General features: G+C 61.5%; 26 protein-coding genes. 18 read left to right on the top strand and 8 right to left on the bottom strand.

Annotation, left to right across the window (positions count from 1 at the left end; translation table 11 throughout):
• Positions 1–38 precede the first annotated feature (38 nt).
• From dnaJ to FHE74_RS07765, 9 genes are all read left to right on the top strand, one after another.
• Positions 39–1,178 (top strand): molecular chaperone DnaJ, encoded by a 1,140-nt coding sequence (dnaJ, locus tag FHE74_RS07805; protein ID WP_139465947.1) that lies wholly within the window; start codon positions 39–41, stop codon positions 1,176–1,178.
• Complete coding sequence (locus tag FHE74_RS07800; RefSeq protein WP_139465946.1) at positions 1,175–1,888, top strand: 16S rRNA (uracil(1498)-N(3))-methyltransferase; 714 nt, start codon at positions 1,175–1,177, stop codon at positions 1,886–1,888. Before dnaJ ends, FHE74_RS07800 begins: the two co-directional genes overlap by 4 nt.
• A gap of 60 nt (positions 1,889–1,948) precedes the next feature.
• Positions 1,949–2,923 carry a PhoH family protein gene (locus tag FHE74_RS07795; RefSeq protein WP_139465945.1) on the top strand — a complete coding sequence of 325 codons (975 nt, stop codon included), beginning with the start codon at positions 1,949–1,951 and terminating at the stop codon, positions 2,921–2,923.
• On the top strand, positions 2,920–3,531 hold the full coding sequence (gene ybeY / locus FHE74_RS07790) for an rRNA maturation RNase YbeY (RefSeq protein WP_139465944.1): 612 nt from the start codon (positions 2,920–2,922) through the stop codon (positions 3,529–3,531). Before FHE74_RS07795 ends, ybeY begins: the two co-directional genes overlap by 4 nt.
• A gap of 18 nt (positions 3,532–3,549) precedes the next feature.
• Positions 3,550–4,404 carry a pyridoxal kinase PdxY gene (gene pdxY / locus FHE74_RS07785; protein WP_139465943.1) on the top strand — a complete coding sequence of 285 codons (855 nt, stop codon included), beginning with the start codon at positions 3,550–3,552 and terminating at the stop codon, positions 4,402–4,404.
• A gap of 59 nt (positions 4,405–4,463) precedes the next feature.
• The gene (era, locus tag FHE74_RS07780; protein WP_246049231.1) at positions 4,464–5,393 is read left to right on the top strand and encodes a GTPase Era; all 930 of its coding nucleotides are present in this window, start codon (positions 4,464–4,466) and stop codon (positions 5,391–5,393) included.
• Complete coding sequence (recO, locus tag FHE74_RS07775) at positions 5,393–6,139, top strand: DNA repair protein RecO (protein ID WP_139465941.1); 747 nt, start codon at positions 5,393–5,395, stop codon at positions 6,137–6,139. The genes era and recO overlap by 1 nt, the downstream gene beginning before the upstream one ends.
• A gap of 95 nt (positions 6,140–6,234) precedes the next feature.
• On the top strand, positions 6,235–6,918 hold the full coding sequence (locus tag FHE74_RS07770) for an isoprenyl transferase (RefSeq protein WP_425456337.1): 684 nt from the start codon (positions 6,235–6,237) through the stop codon (positions 6,916–6,918).
• Positions 6,919–6,926: 8 nt separating this feature from the next.
• Positions 6,927–8,000 carry a VIT1/CCC1 transporter family protein gene (locus tag FHE74_RS07765; RefSeq protein WP_139466035.1) on the top strand — a complete coding sequence of 358 codons (1,074 nt, stop codon included), beginning with the start codon at positions 6,927–6,929 and terminating at the stop codon, positions 7,998–8,000.
• Here FHE74_RS07765 and FHE74_RS07760 read toward each other — a convergent pair.
• Both FHE74_RS07760 and FHE74_RS07755 read right to left on the bottom strand, forming a co-directional pair.
• Positions 7,997–8,416 (bottom strand): Fur family transcriptional regulator, encoded by a 420-nt coding sequence (locus FHE74_RS07760; RefSeq protein ID WP_139465939.1) that lies wholly within the window; start codon positions 8,414–8,416, stop codon positions 7,997–7,999. The two genes, FHE74_RS07765 and FHE74_RS07760, sit on opposite strands and share 4 nt — an antisense overlap.
• Before the next feature lie 127 nt (positions 8,417–8,543).
• Positions 8,544–9,023 carry an ArsR/SmtB family transcription factor gene (locus tag FHE74_RS07755; protein WP_139465938.1) on the bottom strand — a complete coding sequence of 160 codons (480 nt, stop codon included), beginning with the start codon at positions 9,021–9,023 and terminating at the stop codon, positions 8,544–8,546.
• Between the two features lie 372 nt (positions 9,024–9,395).
• Between FHE74_RS07755 and FHE74_RS07750 the strand changes: the two genes are divergently transcribed.
• Genes FHE74_RS07750 through FHE74_RS07740 form a run of 3 tightly spaced genes read left to right on the top strand, consistent with a single transcriptional unit; the run spans position 9,396 to position 11,753 of the window.
• Positions 9,396–10,778, top strand: a complete 1,383-nt coding sequence (locus FHE74_RS07750) for a glycine--tRNA ligase (RefSeq protein ID WP_139465937.1) — start codon at positions 9,396–9,398, stop codon at positions 10,776–10,778.
• Entirely contained in the window at positions 10,778–11,284 is a 507-nt protein-coding gene (locus tag FHE74_RS07745) for a hypothetical protein (RefSeq protein WP_139465936.1), read from the top strand. The genes FHE74_RS07750 and FHE74_RS07745 overlap by 1 nt, the downstream gene beginning before the upstream one ends.
• 4 nt (positions 11,285–11,288) lie before the next feature.
• Positions 11,289–11,753, top strand: a complete 465-nt coding sequence (locus tag FHE74_RS07740) for a hypothetical protein (protein WP_139465935.1) — start codon at positions 11,289–11,291, stop codon at positions 11,751–11,753.
• On the opposite strand, the gene FHE74_RS07735 is transcribed toward FHE74_RS07740, so the two are convergent.
• Complete coding sequence (locus FHE74_RS07735; protein WP_139465934.1) at positions 11,750–13,771, bottom strand: TPM domain-containing protein; 2,022 nt, start codon at positions 13,769–13,771, stop codon at positions 11,750–11,752. The two genes, FHE74_RS07740 and FHE74_RS07735, sit on opposite strands and share 4 nt — an antisense overlap.
• Before the next feature lie 37 nt (positions 13,772–13,808).
• On the opposite strand from FHE74_RS07735, the gene FHE74_RS07730 reads away from it, so the two are divergent.
• On the top strand, positions 13,809–14,453 hold the full coding sequence (locus FHE74_RS07730; protein ID WP_246049230.1) for a YdcF family protein: 645 nt from the start codon (positions 13,809–13,811) through the stop codon (positions 14,451–14,453).
• 7 nt (positions 14,454–14,460) lie between these two features.
• Entirely contained in the window at positions 14,461–15,735 is a 1,275-nt protein-coding gene (locus FHE74_RS07725) for a deoxyguanosinetriphosphate triphosphohydrolase (protein WP_139465932.1), read from the top strand.
• Between the two features lie 3 nt (positions 15,736–15,738).
• Here FHE74_RS07725 and FHE74_RS07720 read toward each other — a convergent pair whose 3' ends face one another.
• Positions 15,739–16,200, bottom strand: a complete 462-nt coding sequence (locus FHE74_RS07720; RefSeq protein ID WP_139465931.1) for a guanyl-specific ribonuclease — start codon at positions 16,198–16,200, stop codon at positions 15,739–15,741.
• A gap of 53 nt (positions 16,201–16,253) precedes the next feature.
• Between FHE74_RS07720 and dnaG the strand changes: the two genes are divergently transcribed.
• Positions 16,254–18,170 carry a DNA primase gene (gene dnaG, locus FHE74_RS07715; protein WP_139465930.1) on the top strand — a complete coding sequence of 639 codons (1,917 nt, stop codon included), beginning with the start codon at positions 16,254–16,256 and terminating at the stop codon, positions 18,168–18,170.
• Here the strand turns inward: dnaG and FHE74_RS07710 are convergent.
• Positions 18,167–18,418, bottom strand: coding sequence for a hypothetical protein (locus FHE74_RS07710; RefSeq protein ID WP_139465929.1), 252 nt, complete (start codon positions 18,416–18,418; stop codon positions 18,167–18,169). The genes dnaG and FHE74_RS07710 overlap by 4 nt on opposite strands.
• A 145-nt stretch (positions 18,419–18,563) precedes the next feature.
• Between FHE74_RS07710 and FHE74_RS07705 the strand changes: the two genes are divergently transcribed.
• Together FHE74_RS07705 and FHE74_RS07700 are read left to right on the top strand one after the other, a co-directional pair.
• Entirely contained in the window at positions 18,564–18,926 is a 363-nt protein-coding gene (locus tag FHE74_RS07705; RefSeq protein WP_139465928.1) for a DoxX family protein, read from the top strand.
• 287 nt (positions 18,927–19,213) lie between these two features.
• Positions 19,214–19,966 (top strand): SDR family NAD(P)-dependent oxidoreductase, encoded by a 753-nt coding sequence (locus FHE74_RS07700; RefSeq protein ID WP_139465927.1) that lies wholly within the window; start codon positions 19,214–19,216, stop codon positions 19,964–19,966.
• A gap of 111 nt (positions 19,967–20,077) precedes the next feature.
• Here FHE74_RS07700 and FHE74_RS10810 read toward each other — a convergent pair whose 3' ends face one another.
• The 3 genes from FHE74_RS10810 to FHE74_RS07685 form a co-directional block, all read right to left on the bottom strand.
• A complete protein-coding gene (locus FHE74_RS10810; RefSeq protein WP_139466034.1) occupies positions 20,078–20,653 on the bottom strand; it encodes an Ltp family lipoprotein in 576 nt (191 codons plus the stop codon).
• Positions 20,654–21,100: 447 nt separating this feature from the next.
• Positions 21,101–21,337 (bottom strand): tyrosine-type recombinase/integrase, encoded by a 237-nt coding sequence (locus FHE74_RS07690; protein WP_139465926.1) that lies wholly within the window; start codon positions 21,335–21,337, stop codon positions 21,101–21,103.
• A 763-nt stretch (positions 21,338–22,100) separates the two neighbouring features.
• Positions 22,101–22,616 (bottom strand): hypothetical protein, encoded by a 516-nt coding sequence (locus tag FHE74_RS07685; protein ID WP_139465925.1) that lies wholly within the window; start codon positions 22,614–22,616, stop codon positions 22,101–22,103.
• A gap of 184 nt (positions 22,617–22,800) precedes the next feature.
• Between FHE74_RS07685 and FHE74_RS07680 the strand changes: the two genes are divergently transcribed.
• On the top strand, positions 22,801–23,871 hold the full coding sequence (locus tag FHE74_RS07680) for a phage portal protein (RefSeq protein WP_139465924.1): 1,071 nt from the start codon (positions 22,801–22,803) through the stop codon (positions 23,869–23,871).
• Positions 23,872–24,013: the final 142 nt, after the last annotated feature.

Here is a 24,013-nt window from a genome sequence, read left to right as displayed (position 1 = left end):
ACGAACAAAACGATTAACTAAAGGACATCAGATTTAACGTGGCTCGCGATTATTACGGCATCCTGGGTGTGAGCAAGGACGCTACCGATGCGGAGATCAAGAAGGCTTACCGCAAGCTCGCGCGGAAGTATCACCCGGATGTGAACTCGACGGAGGAAGCAGCGGAGAAGTTCCGCGAGGCCTCTGACGCGCACGAGGTTCTCACCGACCCGCAGAAGCGCCGCATCGTTGACATGGGCGGCGACCCGCTTGAGCAGGGCCAGCCCGGTGGAGGCTACGGGGGCTTCTCCGGTTCGGGCGGTTTGGGCGATATTTTCGAGGCCTTTTTTGGCGGCCAGGGCGGTGGCTCGCGCGGGCCACGCTCGCGCGTCCAGCCGGGATCGGATGCGCTGCTGCGCTCCCGCATCACCTTGGAGGAGGCCTTCAAGGGTGTGCGCAAGGACATTCGCGTTGACACCGCCGTGCTGTGTGAGCACTGCTCCGGCACCGGCTCCGAGTCCAAGGCCAAGCCTGTGACCTGCGAAACCTGTCATGGTTCTGGCGAGGTGCAGGAGGTCCAGCGTTCCTTCCTGGGCAACGTGATGACGACCCGCCCGTGCCACACCTGTGGCGGATTCGGCGAGACGATCAAGGATCCGTGCTCGCGCTGCTCCGGCGAAGGACGCGTGCGCAAGAATCGCGACCTCACCGTCACCGTTCCGGCAGGAATCGCCGACGGCATGCGCATCCGCATGGCAGGCCAGGGAGAAGTCGGACACGGCGGTGGTCCGGCGGGCGATCTCTACGTGGAGATAAGCGTCGACAAGCATCCCGTGTTCACCCGCGAGGGCGATAATCTGCACCTGCGTGTGCGCGTACCAGCGATCGATGCCGCTCTGGGCACTGGATTCAGCGTCGAAGGCCTGGATGGGGAGACCGTTACCCTCGATGTGCCCGAGGGGACTCAGCCGGGTCAGACCTTGACGATGCAGGGCAAGGGCATGCCCAAGCTGCGGTCTGAGGGAGCCGGTTCCTTGATCGCCCACGTCGAGGTGGTAGTCCCGACCGAGTTGGACCAGCGCACGCGTGAGCTGCTGGAAAAGGTGCGCGAACACCGCAAAGAAGCAGCCTCGGTGGCTGACGACGGCGAGCACGGCGGCGGGTTCTTCTCCAAGTTCCGCGACCGCTTCAAGCGATGAGTCTGCCCGTTTTCATCGCCGAAGATCTCACCGGCGAATCTGTCACACTGTCTGGCGCCGAGGGAAAGCACGCGGTCACCGTGATGCGTTTGGCGGTCGGGGAGAGGGTTCGGCTTATCGACGCCCAGGGAAGCTGGATCGAGGGAGCAATCACCGATACGCCTGCTAAGGACGAGGCGATCGTGAGCGTCGAAAAGCGTGGCCAGACGCCACAGCCTCACCCGCGGGTACGCATCGTTCAGGCGATCCCCAAGTCTGAGCGCAGTGAGTTGGCCGTCGATTTGGCGACCCAGGCTGGGGCGGACGAGATTGTTGCGTGGCAGGCTCAGCGGTGCGTGGCTAAATGGGTGGGGCCCAAGGCCGGAAAACATGTGGCCAAGTGGGAATCGGCCGCCCGTGCCGCGGCCAAGCAATCTCGGCGCACGCGTGTGCCGGAAATCTCGGGGCCGCTAACGACGGCCGAGGTAGCGCAGCTCATTGCCGGTACTCCCGCCTATGTGCTGCACGAAAGCGCGGAGCAGCGCCTGACCGAGGTTAATCTCGATGCCGAGGTGATCACTCTGATCGTGGGGCCAGAAGGCGGCATCGGCGAGGACGAGCTCGCTCAGCTAGGCGCGCAGGCAGTGCGCTTAGGGCCCGAGGTGTATCGGACCGCGAGTGCTGCAATGGTGGGCTTAAGCGCTATCGGGGCCTTGACCTCGCGCTGGTAGTCTCAGGCCCTGTAACTAGCCCAGTGACAAACCCGGTACCAAAGCGGAAAAGAGGAGCACGTGGCCAATAACCGAAACGTGGTAGCCACTGCTGTGGAGTTGGATCCTGCGCACGCACACGCAGTGCTCGGTGTGGCTGATGAGAATCTGAAGGTGCTCAACAACCTCATCGACGCTGACCTGTTTGCCCGTGGGAACACAGTCAAGATCACTGGGCCTGGGCGCGAGGTAGCCCGAGCCCGGGCAGTCCTCGATGAGCTTGTCGCGCTGGCACAGCGCGGAGGGGCGATTACCCGCGACGCGGTCAAGCATGCGGTCTCGATTGTTGCCGTGGATGCTCCTCAGTCGGTGCGCGAGATCATGGGGTCCGACATTATTGCGCGCCGAGGCAAGGTGGTGCGGGCGAAGACTCTGGGCCAGAAGAAGTACGTGGATGCTATCGACGACAACACGGTCGTCTTTGGAATCGGCCCCGCAGGATCGGGCAAGACGTACTTGGCGGTGGCGAAAGCAGTGCAAGCGCTGCAGGCCAAGCAGGTCAGCCGGATCATCCTGACTCGTCCGGCGGTTGAGGCAGGAGAGAAGCTCGGTTTCCTGCCGGGAACCCTCGATGAGAAGATCGATCCTTATTTGCGTCCGCTATACGACGCCCTGCGTGACATGCTCGATCCTGAGATGATCCCGAAGCTCCTGGAAGCCGGCGTCATTGAGGTTGCGCCCCTGGCGTACATGCGTGGACGCACGCTGAGCGACTCCTTTGTGATTCTCGACGAGGCGCAGAACACTACGCCCGAGCAGATGAAGATGTTCTTGACCCGCCTGGGATTCGGTTCCACGATCGTGGTGACCGGTGACGTGAGCCAGGTGGACTTGCCGCGCGGGCAGCGCAGTGGCCTACGGGTGGTGCGCTCGATTCTGGAGGGCGTGGAAGACATCGCCTTCTGCGAGATGGCCTCTGCCGACGTGGTGCGCCACCAGCTGGTGGGACGCATCGTGGAGGCGTACGACGAATATGACAGGAGCCAAGAGGGATGAGCATCGAGGTCTTTAACGAGTCCGGTTACGACGGCGTCAACGAGGAGATGCTGGTCTCCGTGGCCTCCTTTGCCCTCGGGGCTATGGATGTGCACCCGGACGCCGAGCTGACCATCACCTTGGTCGACGAAGACACCATCGCTGACCTGCACGTGCGTTGGCTCGATCTGGAGGGGCCCACGGACGTGATGAGCTTTCCGATGGACGAGTTCTCCCAGGTATCCTCAACTCGCCCCGATGCTGCCGAGCTTGGGCCCGCGATGCTGGGTGACATCGTGCTGTGCCCGTCGTTCGCCGCCCGCCAGGCCGAGGCCGCTGGCCACTCCCTAGCGCATGAGTTGGCGCTACTGACCACGCACGGTTGCCTGCACGTGCTGGGCTACGACCACGCCAGCTCTCAGGAGGAGCGCGAGATGTTCGCGCTGCAGAACGAGATCCTGGCTGACTGGTACGACGAGCTCGCTGCTCAGGGAACCACGTTCCACCCCAAGCCATCCGGGCCGAAAGCATTTCCTTCCGCGGCGGATCGGCAGGATTTGGACCAGCAGATGGAGTCCGGCTCGATCCCGGCGGTCGGCCAGCCAAAGGCCTCGGAGGAGCAGGCTTAGCGTCTAGACTTGGGGCTTATGAAGCACATCCTGTCCATTCAGTCCCATGTCACGTACGGCCATGTTGGCAACTCCGCCGCAGTCTTTCCTCTGCAACGGATTGGCCATGAGGTCTGGCCCATTCACACGGTGGCATTCTCTAACCACACTGGTTACGGCTCCTGGGGCGGGCCAATGATTCCGGCCGAGGATGTGCGCTCCATCGTCAGCGGTGTGGACCACCTGGGCAAGCTCGGCGAGGTAGACGCCGTGATCTCCGGTTACCAGGGTGGCACTGACATTGCGGGTGCAATCACTGACACCGTCCGCCTGGTTAAAGAGAAGAATCCGCAGGCGATCTACTCCTGCGACCCGGTCATGGGCAACGCCAAGAGCGGATGTTTCGTGTCCGATGAGATCCCGCCGCTGCTGCGCGACGTCGTCGTCCCGGTCGCCGACGTGATCACCCCGAACCAATTCGAGCTGGGCTACCTGACTGGCTGCGAAGCCACTGATCTGGATTCCACCATCGAGGCAGCCCAGGCTGCCCGGCAGATGGGTCCCAAGACGGTGCTGGTCACCAGCGTGCGGCGCCCGGATCAGCCGGAGGACACGATCGAGATGATGGTGGTTACCGATGCCGGTGTGTGGAGCGTTTCCACCCCGTACCTGCCGTTCAAGCGCAATGGCTCCGGCGATGTAACGGCTGCGCTGTTCACCGGCCACCTACTCTCAACCGGGGACGCTGCACAGGCCCTGGGTAAGACGGCAGCCAGCGTGTACGACCTGCTGAATTTCACCTACGAGGCAGATTCTCGCGAGCTTGAGCTCGTCGCCGGCCAGGAGGCCTTTGTCTCGCCGGCGCAGACCTTCGAGGTCGTCCGCGTCGACTAGACTGACCGCATCATGTGGGCGCGGAGTGGCGCGCTCACCGTGCAATGACAAGGAGACAGGTGCACAGCTTTACCGATACGCCCGAGGGCTTCCGCTCTGGTTTTGTCAGCTTCGTCGGCCGCCCCAACACCGGCAAGTCCACGCTGACCAACGCCCTGGTGGGGCAGAAAATCGCCATCACGGCTGACCAGCCGGAAACCACCCGCCACCCCATTCGTGGTCTGGTGCATCGCCCGGATGCGCAGATCGTGGTGGTGGACACCCCCGGGTTGCACCGACCTCGCACACTGCTGGGCGAGCGCCTTAATGAGGCCGTCAAGGACACCTACGCGGACGTCGACGTCATCGGCCTAACGATCCCCGCCGACGAAAAGATCGGCCCAGGTGACCGCTGGATTCTGGAGAATGTGCGCCAGGCCGCGCCGGGCATCCCGATCATCGGCATCGTAACCAAGCTCGACAAAGCCTCCCGCGACCAGGTGGGCGCCCAGCTGCTCGCTCTCTATGACTTCCTTGGCGGCGATGAGACCAAACCTGTGGTGGTGCCGGTCTCCGCGGTGGAGAACACGCAGATCGATACGCTTGTCGACGTCCTTGTTGAGCAGCTTCCCGAGGGGCCCAAGTTCTATCCGGACGACCACTTAACGGATGATGACACCGAGACCCGCATCTCAGAATTCATCCGCGAGGCTGCGCTGAGTGGCCTCAAGGATGAGCTTCCGCACTCCGTGGCTGTCCAGGTGGACGAGATGTTTGACGACCCGGAGGGCCGGGATCGCACCAACATTTATGCGGTGGTCTACGTCGAGCGCCCGGGCCAGCAGCGCATCCTGGAGGGCAAGGATGGGCGTCGACTGAAGTCGATTGTGCGCCGTGCTCGCGAGCCCATCATGGAGTTGCTCGGTCGCAACGTGTACCTGGACCTACGCATCAAGGTGCTCAAGAACTGGCAGTCTGACCCCAAGCAGCTAGGTCGCCTGGGCTTCTAGTGCGGCGCGGTTCCTTCCATGACCGCGCAGTGGTCGTGCGGACCCATGACTTTGGGGAGGCCGACCGCGTCGTGGTCCTGCTTACCCGGCATCACGGGGTGGTGCGCAGCGTGGCCAAGGGAGTGCGCAAGGCCAAGAGTCGGTTCGGCTCTCGTCTCCAGCCCTTTGTCCACCTGGACGTTCAGCTTTACCCAGGGCGGAAACTGGCCACTATCACCCAGGCAGACACCGTGGCCTACTACGGGTCGGGGATCATCGAGGATTGGGACCGCTACACGGCCGCCTCCGTCGTGGTAGAGGCAGCTGAGCGCCTTGCCATGCACGGGGAGGAAGATCCTGCGCTTTTCGACGCCGTGATCAACGCCTTGAGCGCCATGCAAACCACTCGCCACCCGACGGCCACACTGGATGCCTTCCTGCTCCGTGCCCTGGAGCTCGCGGGCCTGGCCCCGCGCCTGTTTGAGTGCGCGTCCTGCCAGGCAGCTGGCCCCCACCGAGCCTTCCACCCCGAAGCGGGCGGTGCGGTGTGTGTGCGCTGCCGGCCGTCGCAAAGCGCAAGCGTACCTGCGGAAACCCTGCACCTCATGTGGCTTCTTGCCGGGGAGCATTGGGCTGCTGCAGAACAGATCCTGGACGGTCCGGACGGGCCGCACCTCATGGATACCGCTCACCGTCTCACCGTGCGCCACCTGCAGTGGCACCTGGATGCCAAGGTAGGTTCGCTGCGCGTTCTTGAACAGCGCTAGGAGGGTGGCACAATAAAGGGGTGACGCACCCCGAGAATCCCCAAAAGCTGGCCTTGAACCCGCCCGAGATCCCCGCGGATTTTATTCCTCGGCACGTGGCCCTCGTGATGGATGGCAACGGCCGGTGGGCCCAGGATCGTGGCATGGAGCGAACCGAGGGCCACAAGCGTGGCGAGGCCGTCCTCATGGATGCTGTAGATGCCTGCCTGGCACTGGGCGTGGAATACCTTTCTGCCTATGCCTTTTCAACGGAGAATTGGCGACGAGCGCGCGGTGAAGTGCGCTTCCTCATGGGGTTTAACCGAGACGTCCTGCGCCGGCAGCGCGATGTCCTGCACGAAAAGGGCGTGCGCGTGGTGTGGGCCGGACGCCGCCCTCGTTTGTGGCGCTCGGTGATTCGAGAGCTGGAAGAGGCCGAACGGCTGACCGCGAACAACACCCGCATGACCTTGGTGATGTGCGTGAACTACGGCGGGCGCGCCGAGCTCGTGGACGCCATGAAGAAAATGGCCGAGGACGTCAAGCGCGGGGAGCTTAGCCCTAGTGACATCTCCGAAAAGCAGGTGGCGCGCTACCTCTACGATCCCGGGATGCCGGATGTGGACTTGTTCCTGCGCCCCTCGGGCGAGAAGCGGACCTCCAACTTCCTGCTCTGGCAGTCGGCCTACGCAGAGATGGTGTACCAGGATGTGTTGTTTCCCGACTTCACGCCGCAGCACATGTTTGATGCGGTCCTCGAATACGCACGCCGCGACCGGCGCTTCGGGGGAACCAAGTGAGTGAGTCGATGGAGCGGGAGCTGACACGCTCCCAAATCAACCGCTGGCGCAGGTATCTTGCCAACGAGCGTGCGGAGGCCGCGGTTTATCGTGAGCTCGCGCGCAAGCGCACCGGTTCTGAGCGAGAGATCCTCATGCGTTTGGCAGAAGCCGAATCACGCCACGAAATGTACTGGCGCCAGCGGCTCGGGGAATTCGAGGGGATGCCGCGCCAGCCCGACCTGGGCACACGTGTGCTGGGATTCATGGCTCGCCACTTCGGCTCCGTGTTCGTGCTCGCACTGATGCAGACCGCTGAGACGCGCACTCCCTACGTGGATGACGACGACGCTCCCGATGCCATTGCCGCCGACGAGCGACTCCACGCCGAGGTGGTGCGTGGTCTCGCCGCCAGCGGGCGCGAGCGCATGTCAGGTGGATTCCGCGCGGCCGTGTTCGGCGCTAACGACGGCTTGGTATCAAACCTCGCGCTGGTGCTCGGAGTGTTGGGCACTGGTATGAGCTCCCAAGCCGTTCTGCTGACCGGCATCTCCGGGTTGCTCGCGGGTGCCTTGTCAATGGCAGCGGGGGAGTACGTCTCGGTGCGCAGTCAGGGGGAGCTTATCGACGCCTCCACCCCGCACCCCTCAGCACACCGGCTCCTCGAGAGCGTGGATGTCAACGCCAATGAGCTGGCTCTGGTGTATCGAGCTCGCGGAATGAACGCCCAAGAAGCAGATGAGCGAGCGGCGGAGGCCTTTGCCACCTACGAGCGCGAGGGGTCAGCCCAGGAGGTCATGGATCACGGCGAAAGCGCAGAGCCCACGGGTGGAGCCGTCGAGGCTGCGGTGAGCTCTTTTGGAGCATTTGCCGTGGGCGCATTCATCCCAGTCATTCCCTTCTTGCTGGGAGCTAGCCCCACGGTGGGGGCGGTGATCGCCCTGGTGATGGTGGCCGTGGCGTTGATGTGCACAGGATCGATCACCGGGTTGCTCTCCGGGCGTGCACCGTTGCCGCGTGCGTTGCGGCAGTTGGTTATTGGGCTAGGAGCAGCCGGGGTGACCTACGCCCTGGGCACCTTGTTTGGGGCGATCGTCGCCTAGGCCTTCGAGCATTTGCTGCAGGTGCCGTAGATTTCGGCATCGTGACCGGTGAGGTCGAAGTCGTGTTCCTCAGCAACCTTCTTCGCCCACGCCTCAACGGGGCCACCGTCGATCTCTACCGTCGTTCCGCACTGGGTGCACACCAAGTGGTGGTGGTGCGAGTCGGTACGGCAGGCGCGGTACAGCGACTCACCAGATGCCATGTGGAGCACATCAACTGCGTCGATATCCGCAAGTGATTGCAAGGTGCGATAGACCGTGGTGAGGCCGACCTTCGCGTCCCGGTTATCCAACTCGCGGTGGATGTCCTTGGCGGAAGCGAAGTTATCCAACTCATTGAGCAGGTCGACAACAGCCGTGCGCTGGCGGGTGTTACGAACACCAACCTTTGGGGTGTTGGAATTGAGCGCAGTCATAACGTCCCGTGCTCCTTGCCGGTAGATGTTGACGGGTTGACAAAGGAATCTTACCGAAAACGAAACGAAAACGCTTGGCAGTCCCTAAAAAGTTAAAGCGTTCGGAGCCGGCGGGACGTTACGGGGACTACTGGGAACCTGGCTTGGAAGGGCGAGGCATGGAGGGGACAAGCCCGGGCATATCCATTTCCGGGTTGCCCATTCTTCCTGTGATCGCAGCCTTGCCGGACGCGGTAGCTGTGGCGTGCTTATTGATCGGGGTTACTGTTGCGGAAGGGGAACTTTCGGCGAGGGGAGTTTGTCCGCTGAGAATGAGGTCTCCGAGGCTGGACGCGGCGTCGATAAGCGCCCCCACCTCGGGGAAGACGAGGTGATAGATCGCCTCGCGGCCGGCGCGGGCCGAAGTGACCAGGCCGCTGCGCTTGAGCACTCGGAGGTGCTGGCTCACCAGTGGCTGAGAGACGCCGAGGGCGGAGACCAATTCGTGGACAACGTGGTCGCGCTGACGAAGAAGGGTCAGGATATGGAGGCGCTGCGGAGAATCCAGGGCGCTGAAAACGTGTTCAGCGCTCACAATTAATTGTCGGGATTCCTGTGGCCTATCCATCCCCGTTTCCTTCCTTCATGCTGCGTTCGCGCGAACGACGTGTGACGTGCGGGGTGACGTCCACCGTTCAAGGGCGCGCTCTACGGGGTAAGAAGCGGAAACTTCTGGATATCCCCCGAGCGGGGTTAGCGCTAAAGCATACTACAAAGGCGGCAAATTACTTATTTCCATTTCCATTAGCAATCGTTTATTGACTTTTTGAAATAATAAGAAAGGCTCTATGGATCATGTTGGTGCTGGTGGTGCACCGCCCAGTCTGCGCTACGGGTTAGGATAGGGAGCACTGCGCTTGCAGCGGCCACGTGAGTCGCTGTCCGCGCCTAAAGTTTCTAGCCCCGACTTCATCACCATTACGAGGAGCTCGTTTACATCATGGCCGCGTCCACGATCGATTCCGTCGTTAACCTTTGCAAGCGTCGAGGGTTGGTTTATCCCGCCGGTGAGATTTACGGCGGTACCCGCTCTGCATGGGACTACGGCCCGCTCGGCGTGGAGCTCAAGGAAAACCTGAAGCGCCAATGGTGGCGCCACATGGTCACCAGCCGCCCCGACGTTGTGGGTGTGGACACCTCCGTGATCCAGCCCCGCCAGGTGTGGGTGTCTTCCGGCCACGTCGAGGTGTTCACCGACCCGCTCGTGGAGTCACTGCATACCCACAAGCGCTACCGTGCGGACCACCTCCTGGAGGCGTACGAGGAGAAGCACGGCCACCCGCCGGCAAACGGTCTGGCAGACATCAACGATCCGGAGACTGGCCAGCCGGGTAAGTGGACTGAACCTAAGGAATTCTCCGGTCTGATGAAGACCTACCTGGGCGCGGTCGACGATGAGGAGGGTCTGCACTACCTGCGCCCAGAGACCGCCCAGGGCATCTTTGTGAACTTCAAGAACGTGATGACCTCCGCGCGCATGAAGCCTCCGTTTGGCATTGCCAACACGGGTAAGTCCTTCCGTAACGAGATCACACCGGGCAACTTCATCTTCCGCACCCGCGAGTTTGAGCAGATGGAGATGGAGTTCTTTGTCAAGCCAGGTGAGGACGAAGAGTGGCACCAGTACTGGATCGATAACCGCCACCAGTGGTACATCGACCTGGGCATCAAGCCGGAGAACCTGCGTCTTTACGAGCACCCGCAGGAGAAGCTCTCGCACTACTCCAAGCGCACCGTGGATGTGGAGTACGCCTTCGGTTTCACCGGTTCCAAGTGGGGAGAGCTGGAGGGTGTGGCTAACCGCACCGATTACGACCTGCGCGTGCACGCTGAGGGATCGGGCGAGGACCTGAGCTACTTCGACCAGGAGTCCGGCGAGCGCTGGATTCCGTACTGCATCGAGCCAGCCGCCGGCCTGGGTCGCGCAATGATGGCCTTCCTTATCGACGCCTACCACGAGGATGAGGCTCCGAACGCCAAGGGTGGCGTGGACAAGCGCGTAGTGCTCAAGCTGGATCGTCGCCTCGCACCGGTGAAGGTGGCAGTGCTTCCGCTGTCCAAGAAGCCCGAGCTCTCCGGCCCGGCCAGCGACCTGGCACAGCAGCTGCGCAAGCACTGGAACGTGGATTACGACACCTCCGGTGCCATCGGTCGTCGCTACCGCCGCCAGGATGAGATCGGCACTCCGTTCTGCGTGACTTTCGACTTCGATTCCTTGGAAGACAACGCGGTGACCGTGCGCGAGCGCGACACCATGGAGCAGGAGCGCGTGGCTCTGGCTGACCTGGAGTCCTACCTGGCTGCTCGACTGATTGGTTGCTAGTGCACTACACCCAGACCAAGCGCGGCAAAGACGGCGCCACCACGATTCTGATCGATGGTGGGCCCCAGGTCCTCGGTGAATTCTCCGCGGACCGGGCAGTAGTTGGTGAGGAAACCTGGTCGCTGTCTACGAGCCCCACCAAGGGGGCTCGGGCAAGCCTGTCCGATGCTCGGGTGTTTCACCTGCCTGGCAGTCTTAAAGGACGGGACCGGCTCGAGGCATCCCTGGATGGCCGAGAATTCGTCTTTGTCAACGAGGCCGGCAAGGACTGGGTTATCGAAGACGCGACGGGGAGCAAGGTGGGACAGTTCACGGGAGCTCGTCGCGGAACTGTCTCTCCCATCGTGGAATTCGACGGGGACGTCGAGGTTAGTCCCGAGGAAACAGCTGGACTGAGCTGGTTTGCTCGCCTGATCTTGGAGGCTCAGCTCACCCGCAGCAGCCTGGCACTGATTCTGAGCTTGGCTTTCTTTAGCGTCGTCGCGGTCATCGCGTTCTTGGTGTAGTTCGATGGCAAAAGGCGGTGAGTGGCGGTGGCGATCCGGCGAGCTCAGCGACTCCGCCGGGCGCTCCATTGCGCACGTGAGCGCCGACGTCTTGGTCCTGGGATCCACCAGGTTTCTGTTGGAGCGCTCGACGTCCTCCCGGAAGTTTCGCATGCGGGCAACGTCGTCTTCGGGCGCTTATGGATTCATCCGCCAAGATGGATTCACGGTCAAGCGACTGTCGGCGCAGTGTGCGGAGCGGCCCTACCGCCTAGACCGGCCAAGTACCTTTCACCGGGTGCGGGAAATCCGCACCGCAGGCGCGGAGCTCGTCGCTACCGTCTCCTCGCAATTCGGCGGCACTGTGGTCGTCGAACCCGGCCCCGCGTTTGACGACGTCCCCGTGGCCGACGTCGCCTTTCTTACCTGGGGATGCGCGCTAATCGACGCACCCCCGACACCCACCCGCATGGGCGGACGGAATAGCTAGAAGGAGCCTCCGCGGAAGCCGCCGCCTCCGCCGCCCCCACTGAAGCCGCCACCCCCAAAGCCGCCACCGAATCCACCACCGAATCCGCCGCGGCCGCCACCGCTCAGCAGCGAGCCGATGACCATACCGGTAATCATGTCGCTTCCCTGGCTGCGCATCGTTTGATTGCGGTAGCGCTGCAGATCGTCGTTGGCCGCATCCGCGGCGCGTCGGGCAGCGACGGCTGCGCCACGAGCCGCGCTTGCAGCTCCTCGGGGATCACTGCGCCGCAGATGCTGCGCCTGGGCGAACAGGTTCTTGGCCTCTGCCAGGTGGGTGCGCGCAGCGGAACCAATGAGACGGCCGCGGGAGGCGATGAGGTCCTCAGCGCCTTGAATCTGGGCTGCTGCCGCGGCGAGCTGCTGGTCGACGATGGCGAGCTGGCGCTCGTGCGTCTGCACGGTGTCGCGCGCGGAATCTAGCTGCTCATCAAGCTCAGAGTCGATGTGCATCAGGTTGGCGTGGGCAGTCAGGGGATCGACCTCGGCATCTTGGCGCGCCTGCTCCAGTACGGAGACAGCCTCGTCGGCGACCTTCTGCAGAGCGCTCGTGTCCAATGGAGCGTCGCGTTGCGTGAGCTGACGAGCCTCGGCGATCTCTTGCTCCACCTCTTCGATGAGCTGGGGCAGGACCGCCCGTGCGTCGGAGATGTTGCGGTCCGCATGTTCAATACCAGCCAGCAGATCATCGCTGAGGCTGACTGCGCGCTCGGCGTCGGTGATGACGTCAACCAGCGCACCCTGCTGGCCAGCCGGGCGTTGCTCCAGCTGGCGGGCCTCATCCAGGAGCTGGTCGGCCTTGTCCAAAGCCTCGGCGGCGAGCTGGTCGTTCTCGTTGATGCTACTGAGCACATGCGCGTCGTAACGCTCTCGCAATTGAGCCAACATCTCAGCTGCCGGTGCCTGCCGCGCACGCAGGTCCACAACGCGCTGGGTGAGCTTATCCAAGGTGGATTCGGCATTGATGAGCAGATTGCGCAGCTCAGCAAAGTGTTGGGATTGTTCGTCCAAAGCCTGCTGGGCCTGGCCGCAGGAGGAGATGATGTCGGTGTGCATCGCCTGCTGCTGAGATTCCGTCTCGGGGATGGAGTCTCGTAGCTGTGCTTGGATCTGGTAGGCGTTCTGCAGTGCGTGGTTCGCGGTATTGACTGCCTTGAGGAACGGGCGAGTGCGCTCCGGGCCGAACTCCGCCGCGGCCAGATTCAGTTCTTCCTGGGCCTTACGCACCGATTCATCCGTCGCCACCAGAGTCTCCTCCGAGCGCGTGCGCAGTGTGGCCAGATCCAGCGACATGATGGAACGGGTATCTGCGGGATCAAGCTCCCGGGAACGCTCGAGCTGAGCAGCCGATCGCTTGTTCCTCTGGCGACGCGAGTACAGCCAGGTTCCGCCGCCGACCGCGGCTAATCCAGCAGCGCCCGCACCCAGCCAGGCTGCGTTGTCCCCGGCGTTGCCACCACCGGCGGGAGCAGAACTGGTCCCACCTGAGATCACGGCGTCCACTCCGTTGATCGGAGCCTGTGCCCATTGCTCCTGGCTCAGGGCCTCGAGCGCACCCTGGTCGAAGGCATCGAGCTGGGAACTGAACCAACGCTGTCCGCCGTACAGCCCGTACTGGCGTGCCTGCGGTGCAATCGCCAGCACGCCGGTGTTGCCTCCTCCGCTAGCCTGCACGGCCTGCTTGGCGTACTGCTGCGGAGAAAGGGATCCAAAGTCATCGAGGTACACCACGCGCAGGGTCAGTTGCTTCTCTCGCTGCAGTTGCGAGATCGCCTCCCTGATGCGCTCTTCATCGCCGGGGGTCAGCACGCCGGCCTCATCCGTGACGGGCTGCCTCAATTGCGTGCTCGGCTGGGCGAGAACGGTGGCGGGAATATCCGCTGCTGCGGTCGGCAGCGAGACCGGCGAGGCTAGGGCGATGAGTCCGGCGGCGGCAAGGCTGCCGGAGAGGGCGACAGGGACGCGGCGCACGAGATTCATACCGGTAACTGTACCTAGCGGGCCCTAGACTATGCGCGTGTTCTTTCCTCCTGCCTACCCATTGCGCATACTGGCTACTGCACGGCGGCGCCGTCGCCTCACCGCCGAGGTGGATTCGCTGGCGGTGATGGGCACTGCGCAGTACGACGGCCGGCCTTCCCCACAATTTGCTGCCCGCCTCGAGCACGTCGCCGACCTTGCTTCTCGGTTCCCAGATGCGCACGTGTACACACTGGGAGCTAACCTGCCGGGTGATCGCTTCACAGAGGCTGAGGTGGGCCGCAAGTTTCTGGTTGCCCGGGGCGTCGAAAAGCAACGCATCACCGCGCTGCCAGAGGGCAACGACTCCCGAGCGTCGCTGAAGGCTCTCTATCTGCAGCAACCGGGGCGGACGGTGGTGGTGACTGATCCTCATCACGTATTGCGCACCGAGATTCTGGCGCAACAGGAGGGGCTGCAGGCGATTGGTTCACCGGCGCCAGGTTGTCCGAGTCGCTTTCCCCGCAAATCCTGGTTTCGAACCCTGGCCCACGAGTGTGGAGGCTTGCTGGTCGCCGACGTGTCCGCCAGGTGGGGCAATGGTGCTGCCGATAGGGTGGAGGAATTGTTGCGAAACATCGAGTCGCGCCTGCGACCCTCCCGGCGCGCCCGGCATGACCATCTCCGGACTCTTAAAGGATAAGCAGACCGTGTACCCGTACTCCGATCACGACAGCCAGCGCAGAGTGCTGGAGGCCCCGAAGAGCAGCACGCTGGGGCCGCGCTCGGACGCGGACGAGGATCGCGGGGCATTCGCTCGGGACCGTGCGCGTGTGCTGCATAGCGCTGCGTTGCGACGTTTGGCTGACAAAACGCAAGTAGTAGGACCGCGCGATGGCGATACTCCGCGAACTCGGCTGACCCACTCGCTGGAAGTTGCCCAGATAGCGCGCGGGATCGGTACGGGCCTCGGGCTGGATGCGGATCTGTGCGAGATGGCTGGGCTGACACACGACCTGGGCCATCCGCCCTATGGGCACAACGGTGAGGTCGCGCTCAACGAGGTGGCTCAGGATTGCGGCGGGTTCGAGGGCAACGCCCAGACTCTGCGCATTCTGTCTAGGCTCGAGCCCAAGGTGGTTGATGAGAACGGGCAGTCGGTAGGGCTGAATCTCACCCGGGCAGCCTTGGACGCGGCCTGCAAGTACCCGGTTACGCGCACCAACGCGGATGGCTCGGTGAACCGCAAGTACTCGGCCTACGACGAGGACGCCGAGATTTTGGCGTGGGCGCGCGAGGGGCACACTGACCTGCGCCCACCAATGGAGGCGCAGGCCATGGATGTCTCCGATGACATCGCCTACTCGGTGCACGACGTGGAGGACGGCATCGTTTCCGGGCGCGTCCGGCTGGACGTGCTGTGGGATCTGGTGGAGCTGGCGTCTTTGGCGGAGAAGGGTGTGGTGGCCTTCGGCGGGTCGGTGGATGGGCTTATCGACGCCGCCGCGCGCCTGCGCGAGCTGCCCACCGTGGCTGCAGCTGCTGACTTTGACTATTCCCTGCGCGGATACACCGCTCTGAAGAAATTGACCTCAGAGCTGGTGGGCCGTTTTGTTGGTGCATGCGTGAGCGCGACGTTGGACGGGGCATCCGGTCAGCTGGGCCGCTATCACGGGCAGCTGGTGTTGCCTGAGACTGTGGCCAACGAGGTCACCTTGCTGAAAACCATCGCCGTGCTCTACGTCATGGACGACCCGGCGCATAAGGCCCGCCAGGACCGCCAGCGCGAGCGCATCTATCGGGTTTACGATTATCTGCAGGCGGCCGGCGCGGGCGGGCTGGATCCCATGTTCCGCGCGTGGTGGGAGGAAGCCGAGACGAACTCCCAGCGCGAGCGCGTGATCGTGGACTTCATGGCGTCTATGACGGAATCGCGCCTGGAGCGCATAGCCCAGCGGGCGGCCGGGTTGGCGCGTTACATCTAACAGTTACTTTTCTGCGTCGGGGATCTCGCAGAAGGACTCGTAGTGGTCGTCGGTGTAGTACCACACCTCCGGATCTGTTTCCGTTCCACCACCAGTGACAATTCGGCGCTCACCGCGATGGTTCAATCCAGGCGTTTCCACCGTGTACTCGCGGTAGTAGTTGGAATCCTGTTTGGGCAGGACTCCCTCGTAGTTACCAAAGTGCGAGTCGTCTTCACCAGGGAAATCGTAGGGGCCACCCGCGTTGATGTCCTTGGCCGTCTCGGAAGTCTCCCGGGGGAGCGTGTCCAACGGGCAGGTTTGGATAGAGCCCGGGCGGGTCTTGTCCTCGTGCTTGTGGTCCGGTGACTGTTGTCCTAGCGTCCCGGTCACGTCCGTGCCCAAGATCGCCATCGAGGTCAGCGCCACGATGGCTCCCACGAGAGTAAACAGCGTCTTTCCGCTCCGGGAAACGTTCGATGCCATGCGACTAATGGTCTCATGGGCTGTGCGCAGTGGGGGCGGTAGGGTAATGAAGCATGGCGAAGGGACGGATTCCAGCGAGCGATATCGAGGCGATTCGAGAACGTGCAGCTCTTGATGAGATCGTGGGGGAATACGTCCAGCTCAAACCAGCGGGATCAGACTCGTTGAAGGGGTTGAGCCCGTTCAAAGATGAGCGCACGCCCTCGTTCCATGTCCGCCCGGCGCGTGGCTACTATCACTGTTTTTCCACAGGCAAAGGCGGCGACGTCTTCTCCTTCCTCATGGAAATGGAGCAGCTGAGCTTCCCCGAAGCCGTCGAAGCTGTTGCCGAGAAGATCGGCTATCACATCAACTACCAGGGCGGAAGTACTGGTGGGCGCAAGCATGAACCGGGTACGCGCCAGCGCTTAATTGCGGCAAACAAGGCTGCGCATGCGTTCTACCGCGAGCAGCTGGAAACACCGGAGGCCGCCCCGGCTCGCGACTTCTTGCTGGATCGTGGATTCGATCAGGAGATCATCTACACCTTCGAGTGCGGTTACGCCCCGGCTGGCTGGGACACCCTGACCAAGTACCTCATGCGCAAGGGCTTCGAATTCAAAGAGCTCGAGCTCGCAGGCCTCTCCACTATGGGGCGCCGCGGTCCGATCGATAAGTTCCATCGCCGTCTGCTGTGGCCCATCAAGGACGTGGCGGGCAACGTCATCGGCTTCGGCGCGCGCAAGCTTTTCGACGATGACCGCATGGGCAAATACATGAACACCCAGGACACGCCGCTTTATCACAAGTCCAAGGTGCTCTTCGGCCTGGATCTGGCCAAGAAGAACATCGCCACCAAGCACCAAGCCGTGGTTGTTGAGGGCTACACCGACGTCATGGCCATGCACGCGGCCGGCATCCCCACCGCCGTGGCAGCTTGCGGAACGTCGTTTGGCGCCGACCACCTCCAGGTCCTGCGCCGTCTCATGTTGGACGATAACTACTTCCGCGGCGAGCTCATCTACACCTTCGATGGCGACGAGGCCGGGCAAAAAGCCGCCATGCGCGCCTTTGAAGGCGAGCAGAACTTCACTGGCCAGTCCTTTGTGGCGGTTGCTCCCGACGGGCAGGATCCGTGCGATCTTCGCCTGGCCAAAGGCAACGGCGCCGTGCGTTCCCTGGTGGCCTCGCGCGTGCCCATGTTTGAGTTCGTGGTCACCTCCTTGTTGCAGGAGTACTCCACCGACACCGCCGAGGGCCGTTTGCAGGCATTGCGTCGCACCGTCCCGGTGGTGGCGGGGATTCGTGATGAGACCCTGCGCGATGAGTACGCCCGCCAGCTTTCCGGCTGGGTTGGCTGGCATGATCCTGCGGACGTTGTTCGCATGGTGCGCGAGGAGGCACGCAAGCCGCGTCAGGCGAAGAAGGAAACCTTCCGTAAGGCAACGCGTTTCGACGACTCTAAGCAACCGAAGACCACAGACACGCCCATGGTGATCCCGCCGAATCCTAAGGATCCGCGCCTGTGGCCGGAGCGGGAAGCCATCAAGCTCGCGCTCCAGGAGCCCGCGAGCGTGGGTGCCTACTTTGACGGCTTGAGCGCCGATAGCTTTACCAACGACGCGTACCGCGCCATCCGAGATGCCATCTCTAAAGCCGGGGGAGCGGACGCTGCCGGGACCGGTGGCGTGGAGTGGATCGCCTCCGTCGCGGGAGAAATGCTCGACTATTCGGGGCGCAACTTTGTGTCTGAACTCGCTGTGGAGGAGTTCATTGGCGTTGACGATGTGACCACTTACGCTGACGCCGTGCTCTCTCGCTTGCAGGAGCAGCGAGTGGGAAATGAGATCGCCCAGCTCAAGGTGCAGCTGCAGCGCATGCGCCCGAGTGACGACGAAGAGGCCTACAACAACCTGTTTGCAGACCTCATTGCATTGGAGCAGGCGCGTCGCGAACTTAACGACCGAGCATTTCGCCCGAATCGCTCCTAGTCCGCGTCGCGCTCCAGGATCTCCTGGCCGTCCACCGTGTTCGAGCGGCGCAGATTCTTGACCTCACGCATGCGCGGCTGCGGGTCGAGCTTGTTGGCCACCGCGCGCCGGGCGGAGGTGACCACCTGTTTGGTCACTGGGGAGTTGGCTACCGCCTGCGCGCCCTTCTTGATCTGGTGGTAGCGCTTGCGACCTGCCTTCGTGCCCACGACGTAACCGGCCGCGGCACCAACAACAAATTGGATCATAAGAGTGTCTTCGTCCCTTGCACGCTTGGTAATGACTTGTGTTGCCAGACTACCTTTCCACGTTTTTCACGCAGGGGCTGGTTTATCGTGGGATGTGTTCAGCGCGAACCTTTCGCGGTCCCCACGTTGCAGAGGAGAGCCCAACATGCCCTCACGCCGCCAGCTCACCGGACTATTCGCAGGAATGGGTGCCTTGCACTTCATCAAACCGGAGCCTTTCGACGGCATCATTCCGCCGCAGCTTCCGGGCTCGCCGCGGACCTACACGTACGCTTCCGGGGTAGCGGAACTCGCCACTGCTGGGCTGTTGGCGCTTCCGCGCACGCGACGACTCGGCGGTCTGGCGACCTCGCTGCTGTCCTTGGCAGTGTGGCCGGGCAACATCTACATGGCGTATCAGTACCGTGACAAGACCCCGTTGAAGAAGGCGATCGCTTATGGGCGTTTACCTTTGCAGCTCCCGCTGATTCGCTCCGGCTGGGACATTTACCAGGGGAAGAAGAAGTAGCGCGGTTGGTCGGGGGTTCGACGCCGGGGTTTTCGGGGGAGTTTGGCTAAAGCTCTAAAGGAATCGGCGCAAAGGGCGCGCCCTTTAAAGCTTTAGAGCAAAAATAGGCGTGGTTTGTGCCTATTCCTTTAGAGGTTTGCGGGGGGCATGCTCAACTTCTTGCGATACCGAATTGCGCCGGCAAGCACAGTTCAGCTCCAGATGTGATTTAGGCCATGGTCAAACATACTACCTTTCGGATAAACTGGGGGACGTCGTAAAGCCCAGCTTCAGAAAGGATTCCCACAATGGGTCAATTCGACGGAAAAGTTGCATTTATCTCGGGTGGAGCCGGCGGCATTGGTTTTGCTACCGCTCAGCTTTTGGCGCAAGACGGAGCATCCGTTGTTCTTTCGGATATCAATGAGGAGGCCGTAAATGCGGCGGCTCAAAAACTCGTTGATCAAGGCTTCCAGGCCTTGCCGATCCAGGTTGACGTGAGCAAGCCGGAAGACTCCGAGAAAGCAGTGCGTTTTGCTGTGGAGAAGTTCGGTGGGCTCCACCTTGCGTTCAACAACGCCGGCATCGTAGGTGCAGAGCATCACACCGATGAGCTCACGCCAGAGCAGTGGCGCCAGGTTCTTTCCATCAATCTTGATGGTGTGTTCTACGGGATGCGTGCGGAGCTTCCGGAGATCGTAAAGTCTGGCGGTGGCGCAATCGTCAATACGTCATCGATCGCCGGGTTCGCCGGAATCGAAAACCTTGCTCCGTATGTCTCCTCCAAGCATGGCGTTGCAGGGCTGACCAAGGCCTCTGCCGTCGAATACGCGCGCCAGGGTGTCCGAATCAACTCTGTACATCCGGGATACATCGACACCCCTCTGATCAGTCAGTGGACCAACACTGAGCTGAAGGCTTCGCTGGAGGCTCTGCACCCGCTGGGACGCTTGGGCACGTCGGAGGAAATCGCCGAAGTTGTCGCGTTCCTTCTCTCGGACAAGGCATCCTTTGTCACCGGCGCCCAGATCGTTGCTGATGGAGGGTACCTCTCGGTTTAAAGTACGGAGCTCCTTTTTCCGGTTGGCTGCCGGAAAATCGGCAGCCAATGGTCTCAAGACCTCTTCGTGATGACAATTCAAAGAGGGCCCTGAAGTTGAGTCATCGTGACGCTAGAGGTTGTCGATTGCGTATTGGGCTTCCTCTGCAGTGAATTGATTTCCGTACTCACTGGTGAGCTGATCGTAGAGAGCAGCGTCAGACATTCCCATCAGCTCTTGGTAGCTTTTGGCTGCTTCTAGGGCCTCCTCTTTCCAATCGGCGCCCACGTTATCGACTGCGTACTGTGCGGCGTCTACCGGATACTGGCCGCCGTATTCGCTGGTGAGCTGATCCATGAGTTCTGCCTTGGAGAAGTTCATGAGCTTGATGTAGCTCTTTGCCTCGCGCAAAGCGTTTGAATATTCCCGAGGCACACTTTGGGAGTTGTTGGATTGGACTGGCAGTGGGGAAGTAGTACCGGCCGGAGCGGAACTGGGCGCGGAGTTTAGAGCTTGTTGGGCTTGAGGGCTGTGGGATGGGGTTGACGACGCTGGCGGCTGGTATTGGGAGTCTCCAGCGATCCCGCTAACTGCCGCCGAGCATGCCCCCACTATGCCGAGAAGTAAGACCGCGATGCCGCAACCGCAGCCTACTTTCTTACCTGTCGACGACTTTCGAGCTTCAGGAAATTCGTACGGCTGGGTCATTGGGCTGCTCACAGGAGATTCCTCTCTATCGGGCCTGACTTAGGGCAGTCAGAAAATATGGAGTGCGCCGTACGGGCTCAGCTCGTGTCCTTGGGCTGGAGCCGGTGACGGCAGTAACCTACTGGGCTTCAAGGCGAACCAGCTCGGTTGATGAAATGCACCCTAACAAGAGCTGTGTGCATCCTGTGGGCAAGATAGAAATAGTGTTCGAAAAAGGTGTTAGGTAGGCCGCTTATCGACGGTTGCGAAGCCGAACGACGTGGCAGTAGGAGATAAAGCCTGCCGCGCATGCTCCGGAAATGGGGGGCATGCGGCATGTTTGGTCTTGCCAACGAAAAGCACCCCGCCATCTGCGCGAACGCAGCTTAACGGGGTGTTTTATGTGCTCCTCCAACTGGGCTCGAGCCAGGAGCCTGTAACCCTGTGAACTGGGAAAACGGGCGAAATCTAGCTAATTTGACTGCAATTTGACTGCACCCTGAATAACTTCATCAACCCGAGCACCCACGGCATCCGATCCTCATCAAAGAGATCGGCGTAGGTATCGAGAGTCATTACAGCGCTGGTATGGCCGAGCTGACGCTGAACCACTTTTACGTTCGCGCCAGCATGGACCATCAACCCTGCCGCCACATGCCGCAAACCATGCGGAGTCACGCGAGGAAAGGTCTTGTCCTTAGCCATGCAACGATCCAAAGCGTTGTAGTACCACTTGCCATGAGTCGGTTGCGTAAAACGTTCACGTCACGTACCCGAAGTGCTGCAGCCTCACCCCAGCGCAGTCCAACAGTGCCGAGCACCCACACGAATTCCTCATACCGCGTGCACTCACCGACGAGCGTCGCCAGCTGATCGGAAATGAGATAGACTTTCACGTCTTGCTCTTGAGTGACAGGCGCACTCCACGAGCAGGATTCACCTTGAGTGCACGGTCACCCACGGCCACATCAAGGCTCTGCGACAGCACAGCATAAGCGTGAAGAACGAGGGAAATAGAACGGTCCAGGCCGCTGCCCCAGGCCTGCACCTCCGACGGAGCGATAGAAACAACCGAGCGTTCTGCCCACACTGGCTTCACGTGGTTCTTCTACACAGCTTCCATTTAATGCTTGGTCTTAGGTTTCAAGAGGGTGAGCGTGGGGAACCAGGCGTCAGCGATGTTACCCAGTGTGCGCTTGCGCTCATTGGGGTTGATCCAGTCGCTCTCACGAACAGCGGTGGCGTTTTGTCAGCCCAGGCTTGTGTCCCATTCTTCGTGCGGAAACCACGCTTATTGCGGTTAACTCCAGTTGCATCTCGGTACTGGATGCGCCACCTGCGGCCAGCCTTGGCCTGATAAGGCTTAATCGAGGACATTGCGATTCCTATTATGGCGCTATTTCGTCCCCTAATCCCGAAAATGCCCCGCTCCGGAAAGATCCAGAACGGGGCTCCTTGTGCCTACTGCTTACTTCTTGCCAAGGTCTTCAGTGGAAGCGTTGCAGGTAACCGATGCAAATTGGCCAGATCCAGTGTTTTCTGCGATCACGTTACCGTCGGACAGGATCTGGCAGGTTATGGTGCCGTAATCGTTCATGCCATTGGAGGCAGTAAAGTGCGGGGACCAGAATCCCTTGACCTTGACTTCCTTTTCCCAACCAGCCTGCACTCCGGTGTCCTGTGCGGTCTCCATTTCGTCTGAGGAGTAGGTCACGGTTGCGTCCTGGGCGTCGCCCTGGATTCGGTAGGTGACGGTGTGCTCTTCGTTCATCATCTTTTCGGTCTCGTTGATCGCGCTACCGAAGAGAGCGGTGCAGCTGCCGAGGAGGAGGAGCATGAGGAGGACGAGGATGAGGGGGATGATGCAGCCAGCCTTCTTGTACCAAGGCTTCTTTTGTCGCAGCTCGTAGCCCTGGGGGATGGAGGGCTGCTGCGGGTACTGGTTGCTGTTTGCTGGCTGCTGGTCGTGGGCTGGGGTACTCACACTGGTCTTTCTGGGGTGGAGCAGCGGTGTTGCTGCGGTTGCATTGCACCTGTCTTATCGGTGCGACTGTCAGGAGGTTACAGGCGTTGTATCGGTTTTACTCAGCTGGTTCCAAGTCGTTATTAAGTTTCTGGTAACGCCTAGCTCTTGTTTGATGTCTCCTGCATGTGACCCGTAGTGCTGTGTGGCTGCGGCGTATTCAACGGGGGAGCCGGCTCAGAAGGGCGGTGCTCGCATTGGGGTGCATTCGCCGCGCCGGTTCGTTGCCCACTACGGGGAGGGAATTAACCTTCCTGGTTTCGAGCCGGTGGGGGATGAGTACCCGATCATTGCTTTGGAGATTGGGCGCACTCATCTGCGTCTTATCGATGAGGAAGCAGTTTATTACTTCGGGATTGAGCGTAAGCCTGGTGATCCCCTCTGGTGGACGCAGAAAGCCTACCTTCATCCGCATAATTTGCCCTACATCGAGGCACGTCCCCATGACCTTGGCGTGACCCCAGTGGTTCGATACCAGGACCGCATGATGGCCGAGGGTGAGCAACAGTTCGGCATCGTCGAGCACCTGATCGGCCTGCAGGACCGAATCAATCGGACGAACTACGAGCAGGGTGTTGCCCAGTACTTCGCGGCGTTTAAGCAGCGTTATGTGATTGGCTGGATGCCAGAGAATGAGCTGGTTGCTTTAAAGCAGTCGGTGGCTACCACCCAGTTCTTCAAGGACCCAGACGTGAAGGTCGGCCAGTACGACGAGACTGACCTGACGCGGTATATCGACTCTCGCCAGGCAACGGTGCGTGATTTCGCCGCGGTCGCTCAGGTGCCGGCACAGGCGCTCGGTGCCAATGCGATTAGCAATATTTCTGCTGATGGTCTGGCTGCTTTGGAGACGTCGAAGGACCGTAAGGTGTCCGAGATTCAGACGAGCTTGGGCGAGTCTCATGAGCAGCTTCTGCGCCTGGCCGCGTATGTGACCGGCGATGATACTGGCGCCGGGGACTTCAGCTCGGAGGTCAAGTGGGCTGAGACGTCTGCGCGGTCGTTCGCGCAGACCGTGGACGGTCTTGGCAAGTTGGCGCAGATGTTGGGTATCCCGCCGGAGGAGCTGTGGTCGGACATTCCCGGGTGGACCCGGGAGCGTGTTGAGCGTGCTCAGCGTGCGCGCCGCACGGTTCAGGCCCCCGGGTTCTTCAGTGAGGAGCCTGGTGGTCTTGGCGCGTCTGGTACTGATACTGGGGTGATTACAAGCCCCTAATGATTTTGGGGGTTTTGTTTCGTGTCTGCTGGTCATCTTGTTGCGCACAATCAGTCGTTGCGGTGGATGTCAACCTGTTTGGAGTCACTGCACCCCCACAAGATTGATACCCACCTGCTCAGCAGGCCCAGCAGCAACCGGC

Source organism: Corynebacterium tapiri (assembly GCF_006334925.1).
In the GTDB taxonomy this organism is placed as follows: Bacteria; Actinomycetota; Actinomycetes; order Mycobacteriales; family Mycobacteriaceae; genus Corynebacterium; species Corynebacterium tapiri.
This window is presented reverse-complemented; position numbering and strand designations above follow the sequence as displayed.